Genomic DNA, 13,349 nt, shown 5'->3' on the forward strand with positions numbered 1-13,349 from the left:
AAACAGAAGGGACCTTTCGATTCGAAAGGTCCCTTCTGTTGCAAGTTAATGCATTTTTTGTTTGATTTTTTGAGCGGTTGCGTGCGTCCGGTCGGTTAGTGTAGTGGAAATCCGGAACAACAGGATTCCGAGGAAGGCTGATACGAAGATATACAGTCCTGTTAAAGTGGCGAACGCGCCACTCGCTAATGTAATGAATAAAATTGAAAATTCTCCGCGGGGTCCTAAACAGAACCCTGATTCAATCGCATGATAGTTGGAAAGACCAAACGATCGTCCACCGAAAAAGCCAACCAAGAATTTAGAAAGTAATCCCCAAACGACAAGGGCAAAGAAAAACCAATCGAGTGGTAATCCTTCCGTCAGTTCAAATGACATCCCGAACGAAATAAAGAATAAGGGCAACAGTAGATCTTGAAACGGTGTTACCAGACGTTTTAAATATCTGGTCTCTTTTATTTCAGTCAACAAAATTCCGACAATGAAAGCACCAAGTACCTCCGATAAACCAAACATGATCCCAATCCCGGAAAACGTCAAAATCAACCCGATGATCCCGATTCCGGCGTCGGGATGCCGATACAGGGAATCGACAATCTTGTTTTGTTTACGAATGAATACCGTCAGAAAAATCAATGCACTAAACAAGAACAAAAATCCGATGAAAATTGTCCCGACTTTCATCAAGGTGAACTCTTGTGTACCGAGAACGAATGGAGCAGTCGTCAACAAGAGCGGGGCTGCCAAATCCTCAAAAATCAGCAAGGACAAGACGAACTTATTTACATCCTTATGTTTATCCGGTTCGCGATCGAGCAGGCGCGCCGAGATGGAAGAACTTGTGGCGTACAGGACACAACCGATTAAAAAAGCTTCCGGGACGGAAAAACCGAATGCCAACGTCAACAGGAAGGTGCCACCAAACGATAAAACCAAGTCAATCAAACCGGCTTTCCACACGTTGCGGAACTGAATCATCAAATCGGCAACAGAAAACTTCAAGCCCAGTAAGAAAAACAGGACAATGATACCGGCTTCTCCACCAAGTTTGAGTTCTTCGGGAAGATCGTAGGAAAAACCGAGTCCGATCCCGATCAAGATGAACGCCAAAATACTCGGAAGGTGGAATCGTTCGCTGAGGTAACTGACAGCGAATAGACCAATTAGAACGAGTCCAGCATAAAAAAATAGTTCCATGAGAGAGTTGTCCCTCCTTTCTATCCTCTTTACCCTAAAAATCAGTAAATTAGGGGAATGTCATCAAAATAATAAAAACGGTATCTTTCGCAGACTGGCGAAAGATACCGTTTGTAATTAAATGACTTGAACGATGGTCCCTGTAAATGGTGCAAGTGTCACATCCAACGAAAGGAGAGGGGTGTTTGAGAACAGATCCATTCCTTGACCGGCTTCTGGAGCGGCAATCGTCACTTGGCGATTCGAATTGTTGAAGTAGACGTAGTAAGTTCCATCTTGACTGATGCGTCGCATGACAATGGTGTTAGTTGCATCGTCAGCATGTACAAATGAGATATGTCCTTGATTAGCAAGCGTTTTATGACGGCTACGCAAATGAAGTAAATGTTTTGTATACATCAACAGATTCAAGTCCTGCTCGGCAGGATCCCACGGCATACATTTACGGCAGCCTGGATCTTGATCGCCGTCGAGTCCGATCTCGTCACCGTAGTAAATGACGGGACTACCAGAGAACGTCAACATCGATAACAATAGCAACCGCATCTTATTTTTATCATGACCCGCCCGTGTTAATGCCCGTGGCGTATCGTGTGAACCAATCAGATTAAACGTCACTTCGTTGACATTCATCGTGTTGGAAAACAAGACGTGTGACATCTCGTTTGCGTAAGCCGAGGCTGATGTTTTGTCGAGTGCAAAGAAGTTCAGGGCTGCATTCGTGAACGGATAGTTCATGACCGCATCGAACTGATCGCCAAGCAACCATTCTTGTGAATCGTGCCAAATCTCCCCAAGAATGTACGTATCCGGGTTAACTTCTTTGACGACGTTTCGGAAATCACGCCAAAAAGCATGATCCACTTCGTTCGCAACATCGAGACGCCAACCGTCAATGCCGAATTCCTCGACCCAGTAACGGGCGACATGAAGCAAGTAGGCTTTTACTTCCGGATTTTCCGTGTTGAACTTCGGCATCTCCGGTACAAAGGCGAACGTATCGTAGTTTGGCATCGGTTCCGTCACGAGCGGGAAGTTACGCAAGTGGAACCAATCTTTATAGGAAGAATTGCTTCCGTGTTCCCGAATATCAGCAAACGCCTTGTGGTGGAAACCGGCATGGTTGAAGACCGCATCAAGCATAATCCGGATACCTTTTTCATGAAGCAGATCCACCATTTCCTTGAACTTTTCTTTGGTCCCGAATTGGGGATCGATTTCAAGATAATCAATCGTGTCGTATTTATGATTTGATTTGGCTTCAAAGATCGGACAGAAGTAGATGCCGGTGATGCCCAGGTCAACCAGGTAATCAATCTGATCGATCACCCCTTGGAAATCACCGCCGAAAAGATTGGTTGTCGTAGGTGCAGCACTATTCCAAGGTAGTGTTCCGGCAGGATCGTTAGAAGAATCCCCGTTGGCAAAACGATCCGGGAAAATCTGATACCAGACTGTATCTTGGACCCAGTCCGGTGCATGGAACACATCAATTTTATTTAAGTAAGGTACACAGAAATAATAACCTGTATCATCCAAAGGTTTTTCATCAAACCAGCCACGCTCGGTAAAGACAAGACTGGAACTCCCGTCATGGAGACGGAATCCGTAGCGCAGTCGACGAAAAGGAGGGACAACATCGATGAACCAATAGTCATACAGTTCATCCGAACCACTTCGTTTCATCGGTGTTTCAAACGTATTCCAGTAGTTGGCTTTAGACGGATCAAAATTCCAGTCGGCATCGTCTGGATTTTCAGTGTGCCAGTCATAGGGGTCTCCCCAGATGAGTTCGACATGATCAACATCATTTTTTTTCGTTTGGAGACGGATATGGATGGTTTTCTCGTCATATTTGTAGACGAATGGAGACATGGCGCGGTGGAAAACAGCTTCTTTCAGCATTTTGGTCACTCCCTTAGTGCAATCGCTTGCATTCTAATGTAATAGTCCTCGACCTAAGAATAGTGAAGCGCTTTCTTAAAGTCAATTGAGAATTCGAGAAAATCCGGACAATCAAACATTAGCGTCTATTTCAGTGCAATCGATTGCACCTATTTGTGCAAAAGAGTTAAATGTAAACGTTTTCTTTTTAAAATGATTTTATTAAGAGGTCGAATCCGTTTTTAAAAATAGTTTTTTAAAATCTTTTTGAAATGTAAGAAAATATTTGAAGAAAAGGACTTGTCAAAAGGATTTTAGATTGTATAATAAAAATGTAAAGGTGATGCAAACGTTTTCATAAAACGCTTACAACCGCTCGGTTGTTATCACGGGAAAATGGTTGTGCCTTTATGCAAACGTTGTGCATCAGAACTTATCATTCGTAAGTTAACTTGGGGAGGAATTTTCAATCATGGAAATCAAAAAATTAGTAGCAGGTCTTTCAGTATCTGTCATGGCAGTCGGCGCGCTTGCAGCATGTGGTGGCGGCACGGATTCAGGTTCTTCAGACACAAGTTCAGAAGGCGGAAACAAACCGGATAAAATTGTAATTTGGGAAGATACAGAAAAAGCAGAGACGACAAAAGCTGCTGCTAAAGCGTTCGAAGAAAAAGAAGGCGTCAAAGTTGAAGTCAAAGAAGTTAAAATGACGGATCAACAAAAGAAAGTCGCTCTTGATGGCCCGGCTGGTAAAGGTCCGGATATCATCCTTCTTCCACATGACCAAATTGGAACAGTTGTTGACCAAGGGTTGATTGCTGAACTCAAAGACGGCGAAAAAGCACTTGAGCCTTTCATCGATACAGCAAAATCAGCAGTTACATTTGATGGAAAAGTTTACGGATATCCAAAAGCTGTTGAAACACCAATCCTTCTTTTCAACAAAGATGAGTTAAAAGAAGCACCGGCTTCAATGGATGATTTGTATAAAGTATCAACAGAACAGAAAAAAGACGGTAAGTACGGTTTCCTCGCACTTTGGGATAACTTCTACTTTGCACACGGTCCAATCGGTGGATACGGTGGATATGTCTTTAAAGATAACGGTGGAAAACTTGATCCTGCAGACATCGGTCTCAACAACGAGGGTGCTGTCGAAGGAATGGATTACATCGGTAAATGGTACAAAGAGGGTCTCTTCCCGAAAGGTTTGATCGGCGGTGGCGGTGGTCAAGCAATGGACCAATTGTTCGGTGACAAGAAAGCAGTCGCAGTCATGAACGGACCATGGGCTGTCGCAAGCTACAAAGAAAAAGGCATCAACTTAGGAGCAGCAGCTCTTCCAAAGCTTCCTAACGGCGAAGCAATTAAAACATTCGTAGGTGTTAAGACATATGCCGTTTCAGCATACTCGGAAAACGCAGAGTGGGCAGAGAAGTTCCTCGCGTCATTGACTGGCGAAGAGAATGCGAAAGCAATGTTTGAAAAATACAATGAGATTCCACCAGTAACAGCACTTCAAGAAGATGCAACAATCAAAGACAACGAAGTCGCAGCAGCTGTCTTCGCACAGTCTAAAGATGGTGTTCCAATGCCGAACATCGCTGAGATGGGTCAAGTTTGGGAGCCAATGGCAGCAGCACTTCAGCTCGTTGCAACAGACAAACAAGATGCACAAAAATCAGCTGACGATGCAGTCAAACAAATCAAGCAACAAATCGAAGCAAACAATCAGTAAGCAACTGAATGCATGATACAGAATTAAAGAAAGGGGGATCTTGGATTCCCCCTTATCTTTATGGTTGGAAGAGAAGCCTGAGGTCAGACATGACCTTTGGAAAGGAGAACAGACGATGGCTGCCATTGCTACACCTAAACCGACAAAATCACCAGAGCCTACAACGAATCACCGAACGATTGCGGCGGTGATGTCGATCGTTCCTGGATTGGGGCAACTGTACAACAAACAATTTTTAAAAGGTGCGACATTTTTCATCGTCGTCCTGTCATATTTTTTAGTCAATTTTGAACTGTTTTTTAAAGGCGCTGGGAATGGTCCGGGAGATCGCGGGGCGATCTGGGGATTGATTACACTCGGTGAGGTAGCAGGCGTAAGGGGGGATCACTCGATCTTCTTGATGGTCGAGGGAATCATTGCGTTGATTCTGCTTGTGTTTGGTATCGCCATTTACGTCTGGAACTTTATCGATGCGTATCGAATCGGTAAACTGCGGGATATGGCATTAGAAGTACCATCTTTGAAAATGCAATTGCGTAACTTCCGTGACAACGGATTCCCGTACGCGATGTTGATTCCATCGTTGGTATTGCTCGTCTTCACAGTTGTTTTACCGTTGATTTTCACATTTTTAATTGCGTTTACGAACTACAAGTTCAATAACTCACCACCGGCGAAACTCGTCGACTGGATTGGGATTCAAAACTTCTTGAACATCTTTACCGTCGACATCTTCCGTGACACGTTCGTCAGTGTTTTAGGTTGGACACTTGTCTGGACGGTCGCTTCGACAACAGGTGTCATCGCGATTGGAATTGGTCTTGCTGTCCTGTTGAATCAAAAAGGATTAAAAGGAAAACGTTTCTTCCGTTCGATTTTGATCCTATCGTGGGCAGTACCGGCATTCATCACGATTTTGATTTTCCGTTCGATGTTTAATGAGACGTTTGGTGTCTTTAATACGACATTGCTACCGGCAATCGGAATCAACGGCGGTGCCGAATGGATGACGGATCCGACGTATACGAAGCTTGCCTTGATCGGCATACAGTGGTGGCTCGGATTCCCGTACATCATGACATTGACGACAGGGATCTTGCAGTCGATTCCGGAAGATCTATATGAAGCAGCAACGATTGACGGTGCGACGTCGGGCGAGAAGTTCCGCTTGATCACATTACCGATGATTTTGTTTGCGACAGCACCGATCTTAATCACGCAATATACGTTTAACTTCAACAACTTCAACATCATCTATCTCTTTAACAACGGGGGACCGGCTGTTCCGGGTCAATCGGCTGGCGGAACGGATATCCTGATCTCCTGGATTTACAAACTGTCGCTCGGTTCGAATCCGCAATATGGATTTGCCGCCGCGATTACGCTCGTGTTGTCGTTCTTTATCATGACGATTGCCGTCATTCAGTTTAAACGTTCAAAATCATTCAAAGATGAGGATATGATCTAATGAGAAAACAAAACCGAATCAATATGGCGTTGTCATACCTCATTTTGACGATCGCCTCGATAATTATCGTGTATCCACTGCTATGGGTTGTCGGGACATCACTGAACCCTGGGAAAAGCATCACTTCTGATATCTTCCCAAGCAATCCGACATTGATCCATTACTTTGACTTATTTGATGCGACACAAACGGATTACGGTATGTGGTATCTAAACACCATCAAAATCGCTGTAATTACGATGGTCGTCTCAGTGGCATTGATCACGTTGACGGGTTACATTTTTTCACGGTACCGGTTCGTTGGCCGGAAAAATTCACTGATCTTGTTCCTCGTGCTGCAAATGGTGCCACAATTCGTTGCCATCATCGCGATCTACGTCTTGTTGAACATGTTGCAACTGTTTGATACGCATTTGGCATTGATTCTCCTGTACGCAGGTGGCGCGATTCCGATGAATACGTATCTTGCAAAAGGATATTTTGATACAATACCAAAGGAACTAGATGAAGCGGCACGGATGGATGGAGCAGGACATCTTCGGATCTTCTGGCAGATCATTCTTCCACTCGCTAAACCAATGGTCGCGGTTATCGCCTTGTTTAACTTCATGGCACCATTCAACGATTTCATCTTGGCCTCACTTGTTCTCCGTTCACCGGAGAAACAGACGTTAGCCGTTGGACTCTACAACATGGTCTCAGAGCAATTCGATAACAACTTCACATTGTTTGCGGCAGGTGCCGTATTATCAGCAGTACCAATCGTTCTTCTGTTCTTCGCTTTCCAGCGCTTCTTCGTGTCTGGATTGACGGCAGGCGGAACGAAAGGTTAATCAATCAAGGGGGAATCAGCGGCATGAGACGAGGCGTGATGCTTCTCCTCTTGCCGCTTCTCTTGTCTATCGGGACTTTTCCGCAGACGAGTGAAGCAGCAGAGTGGGAAAAAGAACGGATGTACTTCATCATGGTCGACCGGTTTGAAAACGGTGACCCAAGTAACGATTTAGAAGCCAATCCAGAGGATCCAAAAGCCTTTCAAGGCGGGGATTTGGCGGGCGTCACCAAACGGCTTGACTACATCAAAGATCAAGGATTCACATCGATTTGGCTGACACCGGTCTTTAAGAATCGACCGAACGGCTATCATGGGTACTGGACAGAGGATTACTACAAGATTGATCCACATTTCGGCACGAAAGAAGAATTCAAGACGCTGGTGAAGGAAGCGCATGAGCGCGACCTCAAAGTGGTATTGGATCTGGTCGTCAATCACCTCGGTCCAAATCATCCGCTCGTGGAGGAAAAACCGGATTGGTTCCATAAAGAACAAACCATCATGAACTGGAACAACCAAGCGGAAGTAGAGAACAACTGGCTGTTTGATTTACCGGACTTCAACACGGAAAACGAAGAAGTCGTCAAGTACTTAATTGATGTCGCGAAATATTGGGTCGATGAAACGGGGATTGACGGTTACCGTCTCGATACCGTCCGTCATATCCCACCCGCTTTTTGGGAAAAGTTCATTCCAGCCGTCAAACAAGACCATCCGGATCTGTTTTTACTCGGAGAGGTTTTTGACGGAGATCCGCGGAAAATTGCGACGTATTCCAAATTAGGATTTGATTCGGTCACGAACTTTCCATTTTATTACGGGATAAAAGATCAGTTCGCTCGAAAAAATGGTTCAGCGGAAGAACTGGATTCAGTTTATAATCGAGATACTACGTTTAACCCGAAAGCGATGTCTTTAGCAAACTTCGTCGACAATCATGATTTAAAGCGTTTTATCACGGAAGCCAAAATCGGCGGAACCGAGGATGAAGAACGTCAATTGCGTTTAGCCTTGTTTGCACTCTATGCAGCACCAGGCATGCCGATCGTCTATCAGGGGACGGAAGTGGCGATGCCGGGCGGCGATGATCCCGGAAACCGGATGATGATGGAGTTTGAGAAAAATGACAAGATGCAGGAGTATGTCCAGACCTTAAATAAGATGCGGAGTGACTATCCGGCTTTTGAGACAGGGAAACAGCGAATGGTTGCCAAGACGGATCATATGGCTGTCTACGAACGGAAAGTCAAAGACCAAACCGTTCTCTATGCCATCAACTTAGGGGAAAAGAAAACGACATTACGGGTCAAAGCATCAGAAATCGGTGACGATCAGCGGTTGCGGGGATTACTTTTTTCTGATGTCGTTCGACAAGACGGGGACGCGTATGAAGTGACGCTAGATGCAAATAGTGCCAACGGATATGTGATTGAACGCTCGCAAGTGAATTGGATGTCACTCGTTGCGATTGGATCAATTGCTCCGATTCTTGCCTTAATCATTTTATTTATGCATCGAAGACGGCTCAACCGGTCGAAGGAAACACACTAAAATACATTTGTAGGGAAATGATGAGGTGAAAGGCATGCAAGTAACCATTAAGGACGTCGCAAGGGAAGCAAATGTTGCGCCATCGACTGTATCGCGTGTAATCGCCAACAGTCCACGCATCAGTCAAAAAACGAAAGAACGTGTCCGTCAAGCGATGGAAGAACTCGGGTACTATCCGAATGTGCACGCACGGAGTCTGGCGAATCGGACAACACAGGCAATTGGACTCGTCATGCCAAGCGCGGCGACGAAAACGCTCCAGAATCCATTTTTTTCGGAAGTGATCCGGGGAATCAGCACGAAAGCGCATCAAAACGGCTATTCCTTGTATATGACGACGGGAGTGTCGGAAGAAGAGGTCTACGAAGGAGTCGTCTCGATGGTTCAGGGTCGTCGCGTCGATGGTGTCGTCGTCTTGTATTCGCGGACGGATGATAAAGTTGTCCAGTTTTTGCAGGATTCTAATTTTCCGTTCGTTGTGGTCGGGAAACCGTTCAGTGATTCGTCACACGTCACGTATGTCGATACAGACAATTACCTCGCGGGACGCGAAGTCACGAAATATTTACATCAACTCGGGCATGAATGTATTGCTTTCGTCGGAGGCGCACAAGATCTTGCCGTGACGCAGGAACGTGTCGGCGGTTATAAGACGGCGTTGATGGAAGAGGGGATTCCGATTCATGAACCGTATATCGTCAGTGCTCCGTTTATGACGACCGGTGGAGCAGACGCGGTCAAACGGCTGATGTCGCTTGAGCATCCGCCAACCGCTGTCGTCGTCAGTGATGACATGATGGCGCTTGGTGTCATGAGCACGTTGAATGAAATGGAAATCAGTGTGCCGGACCAGATGGCCGTCGTCAGTTTCAACAACCTATTCATTGCCGAATTCTCAAGTCCACCGTTGACTTCAGTTGAAATCAATATCTTTGGTTTAGGTTTTGAAGCGACGAACTGTCTGATTGAACAGATGAACGAAGAGGCGACACCATATGGAAAACGTGTAATCGTGCCTCATTATCTGGTGGTTCGTCAGTCATGCGGCGGCACCGCCAAATAAACAGAGACTATTGATTGTACACCACTCCTTCCGTTCGGAGAGTGGTGTTTTTTTTATCGTAAAATTACAGTCAGCAGATGGAGGCAGTCAAAACGAAGCCGGATTCAGAAAAAGAATTTTATTTTCGTGCAAACGATTGCATTAGTAGTTTTTATGTGTAAAATAAAGAATGTAGAGAATAATAAAACGCTTACAAACGATGCTTGTGCGTCCGGTGATTAAGAATAAAGGAGCGACTTAAAATGAAACGATTGTTTGATATTAATGAATGGAAGATTACGGAACAAGGATTCCACCCGGAAGATAACCGTCTGGCAGAATCGATGACGTCGATCGGAAACGGTCATATGGGAATGCGCGGAAACTTTGAAGAGGATTACTCGGGCGATACGCATCAGGGGATGTATGTCGCAGGTGTCTACTATCCGGATAAGACACGTGTCGGTTGGTGGAAAAACGGCTATCCGGAATACTTCGCAAAAGTCTTGAACGCTGTCAACATCATGGGACTTCGTGTTTCCATCAATGGAAAAAACGTTGATTTGAACGAGTGGGAAGTCGTAGATTTTAAACGTGAACTTGATATGCAACATGGTGTCCTCACCCGGACGATGTTGATCAGAAATGGTGTTGAAGAAACGAAGATTGAAGCAACACGATTTTTCTCAATCGTCGATAAAGAACTGGCTGGACTTCGTTACACCGTTACACCCGTTAACTTTGATGCCGAAGTTATCATCGAATCCTACCTGGATGCGGATGTCGAGAACGAAGACTCAAACTACGATGAAAAATTCTGGCTTCCGGTCGAGCACGGCGTAGAGGAACGATTTGCATATGTCACGTCTAAAACGAAGAAACTGGATTGGCACGTCACGGCAGCGATGATCACGGATGTCGAAGGGGCCAAATGTGAAGTGCTTGAAAGTACATTACAGTACGTAGCAAACCGTTTCACGAAACAGGTGCCGGCGGGAGAGGCGGTTACAGCTGAAAAGTTAGTCGCGCTTGTCACGAATCGTGATTATGAAATCGAAGACTTATTGGCGCAAGCGATGAAACGTGTTAATGATGCCTTTGATAGTGGATTTGACGAAGCGCTTGCAGCACATCAAGCTGCCTGGTTAAAGCACTGGGAAGAAGCTGACGTGAAGATTGAAGGCGACATCGAAGCCCAACAAGGCATTCGCTTCAATATCTTCCACATGTTCCAAACGTACACAGGGGAAGATTCCCGCTTGAACATCGGACCAAAAGGATTCACGGGAGAAAAGTATGGCGGGGCGACTTATTGGGACACAGAAGCCTACTGCTTGAACTTCTACCTTGCGACTTCGAAGCCGGATGTGGCGTGGAACCTGCTGAAATACCGTCACAATCAACTGCCGCAAGCAAAAGAAAATGCGGATAAGAATGTCGGGATGAAGGGTGCCCTGTATCCGATGGTGACGATGAACGGTGAAGAGTGTCATAACGAGTGGGAAATCACCCATGAAGAAATTCACCGGAACGGTGCGATTGCTCATGCGATTTATAACTATACAAACTATACCGGGGATACGTCTTACCTTGGCCAGTACGGATTTGAAGTGCTTGTTGAAATTGCACGTTACTGGGCAAGTCGTGTCAACTACGTTCCACAGAAGGACGTTTACATGATCCTCGGTGTGACGGGACCAAACGAATACGAAAACAACGTCAACAACAACTGGTACACCAACTTGATGGCAGCCTGGTGTCTTGAGTATGCCCAGACGGTCTACCGTCATCTCGAACAAGCAGAACCGGCGCGTCTGGAAGAATTGATGCATCAACTGGCCTTGTCGGACGAAGAGTTGGCACATTGGGCAGAAATTGATCAAAAAATGTACTATCCAAAAGACGAGACGGTTCCGGATGTCTTCATGCAACAAGACGGCTTCATGGACAAAGAACAGATTATGGTCGCAGACCTTGATCCAAAGCACCTTCCGTTAAATCAAAATTGGTCGTGGGACCGCGTCCTGCGTTCTGTCTTCATCAAACAGGCTGATGTCTTGCAAGGACTGTACTTCTTGACGGATCGCTTCTCGGTCGAACAAAAGAGAAATAACTTTGACTTCTATGAGCCGCGGACTGTCCACGAATCATCGCTCTCACCGTGTATCTATTCCATCATCGCGGCGGAAGTCGGGTATGAAGAGAAGGCGATGGAATTGTACCAGCGTTCGGCACGTCTTGATCTTGATAACTACAACAACGATACGGAAGATGGTCTACACATTACATCGATGGTCGGATCTTGGATGTCAATCGTTCATGGTTTCGCAGGACTTCGTGTCGAGGAGGGGACGTTATCCTTCAAGCCGATGTTGCCGAAGGGATGGACAAGCTATTCATTCCGCATGCAATGGCGAGGGCATCATATCCTTGTCCACGTCAAACAAAATGAGGTCTGCATCGAGCAGAACACAGGGGGAGCGTTTACGTTGCAACTCCACGGGGAAACCGTTGAAGTGCCGGCAGAAGGTGCTGTAACGATTCCAGCTTCGATGACAGTCTGATTCACATACCGGCAGGAGACCTCACAGTCCCGGCCGGTATTTTTTTTTGAAATTCCCGCAAATGTCGAGTTGTGTTCAACTTCTGAAAATGAGAGCGTTACCAAAAAAAGAAATGGAATTCTTTCGTCATCTTGACTATCCGGACTCATTTGTTATGTGCTAAAGTGTTCCAAGATAGTTTACGAATGAGAGGAGAACAAGGTGTGACAGCGGTTGTAAAGGAAAGTATCTTAAAAGTAATTGTCGCCTCGATTGGCGGGTTCGTCATCGCATTGGCGATGAACTGGTTCCTGATTCCAAGTGGTGTGTATTCAACAGGATTTACAGGACTAGCCCAGATTTTGACGCAGGTGTTACAAGGAACGGCGTTTGCCTTTGGTGAAAACGTCTGGTTCTTAGTGCTGAACCTGCCATTGATCGTTCTGGCATGGATTATGTTAGGACGCAGTTTTACCATCATTACATTGATTTCCGTTTTGGCGACAACGATTTTTATTGGACTGATTCCACAATATGCTGTCATTCCGGGTGATCAGACACTCAACGCCGTCTTTGGTGGTGTGTTGCTTGCGATCGGTACCGGCATCACGATTAAGTTCGGGGCGTCGACGGGCGGTTTTGATATCGTCGCCTTGATTTTTGCACGTTTCTCCGATCGAAGTGTCGGGTTGTACTTGTTTGTCTTGAACTTCTTGATCGCCATCTTGGCCGGTGCCTTGTTTGGTTGGTCAACTGCACTGTATACGATTGTCTTCATCTATGTCACCTCAAAAGTCGTCGATGAAATCCACACGAGCAACCAACGCCTGACGATTTTCATCATCACGAATCATGCCGATGATATCACGACCGCATTGCATCAACATATCATTCGCGGTATTACGCAGATGCCGGCGATCGGAACCTACTCACGGGCCGAGAAATCAACGTTGATGATGGTCATCGAACGACATGAGTTGCGGGACGTCGAACGGATTTGCCGGGACGCCGACGAAACGGTCTTCATCAATGTCGTCGCGACAGACTCGGTCGTCGGATATTTCCGAAAAGGATGAACGATTTCTAAAGAA

The 13,349-nt window shown here is 45.8% G+C and carries 9 protein-coding genes; 7 read left to right on the forward strand and 2 right to left on the reverse strand.

What is annotated here, in order from left to right; translation table 11 throughout:
- Positions 1-45: 45 nt before the first annotated feature.
- Both KNP87_RS05415 and KNP87_RS05420 read right to left on the reverse strand, forming a co-directional pair.
- A complete protein-coding gene (locus KNP87_RS05415; RefSeq protein ID WP_026833701.1) occupies positions 46-1,197 on the reverse strand; it encodes a cation:proton antiporter in 1,152 nt (383 codons plus the stop codon).
- A 117-nt stretch (positions 1,198-1,314) separates the two neighbouring features.
- Positions 1,315-3,102 (reverse strand): glycoside hydrolase family 13 protein, encoded by a 1,788-nt coding sequence (locus KNP87_RS05420; protein ID WP_214721069.1) that lies wholly within the window; start codon positions 3,100-3,102, stop codon positions 1,315-1,317.
- Positions 3,103-3,559: 457 nt separating this feature from the next.
- Here KNP87_RS05420 and KNP87_RS05425 point away from each other — a divergent pair, with 457 nt between their 5' ends.
- The 7 genes from KNP87_RS05425 (at position 3,560) to KNP87_RS05455 (ending at position 13,334) form a co-directional block, all read left to right on the forward strand.
- Positions 3,560-4,819, forward strand: coding sequence for an extracellular solute-binding protein (locus KNP87_RS05425; protein WP_233550656.1), 1,260 nt, complete (start codon positions 3,560-3,562; stop codon positions 4,817-4,819).
- 115 nt (positions 4,820-4,934) lie between these two features.
- Positions 4,935-6,287: a carbohydrate ABC transporter permease gene (locus KNP87_RS05430; protein WP_214721070.1), complete on the forward strand. Its 1,353-nt coding sequence runs from the start codon at positions 4,935-4,937 to the stop codon at positions 6,285-6,287.
- The gene (locus KNP87_RS05435; RefSeq protein WP_012369657.1) at positions 6,287-7,120 is read left to right on the forward strand and encodes a sugar ABC transporter permease; all 834 of its coding nucleotides are present in this window, start codon (positions 6,287-6,289) and stop codon (positions 7,118-7,120) included. Before KNP87_RS05430 ends, KNP87_RS05435 begins: the two co-directional genes overlap by 1 nt.
- Positions 7,121-7,143: 23 nt before the next feature.
- Complete coding sequence (locus KNP87_RS05440) at positions 7,144-8,673, forward strand: alpha-amylase family glycosyl hydrolase (RefSeq protein ID WP_214721071.1); 1,530 nt, start codon at positions 7,144-7,146, stop codon at positions 8,671-8,673.
- Between the two features lie 34 nt (positions 8,674-8,707).
- Positions 8,708-9,736: a LacI family DNA-binding transcriptional regulator gene (locus tag KNP87_RS05445; RefSeq protein WP_214721072.1), complete on the forward strand. Its 1,029-nt coding sequence runs from the start codon at positions 8,708-8,710 to the stop codon at positions 9,734-9,736.
- A gap of 242 nt (positions 9,737-9,978) precedes the next feature.
- A complete protein-coding gene (locus KNP87_RS05450) occupies positions 9,979-12,279 on the forward strand; it encodes a glycoside hydrolase family 65 protein (protein WP_214721073.1) in 2,301 nt (766 codons plus the stop codon).
- Between the two features lie 203 nt (positions 12,280-12,482).
- A complete protein-coding gene (locus tag KNP87_RS05455) occupies positions 12,483-13,334 on the forward strand; it encodes a YitT family protein (protein ID WP_026833694.1) in 852 nt (283 codons plus the stop codon).
- Positions 13,335-13,349 lie beyond the last annotated feature (15 nt).

Origin of the sequence: Exiguobacterium sp. s192 (genome assembly GCF_018618795.1) — a bacterium.
GTDB lineage: Bacteria > Bacillota > Bacilli > Exiguobacteriales > Exiguobacteriaceae > Exiguobacterium_A > Exiguobacterium_A undae.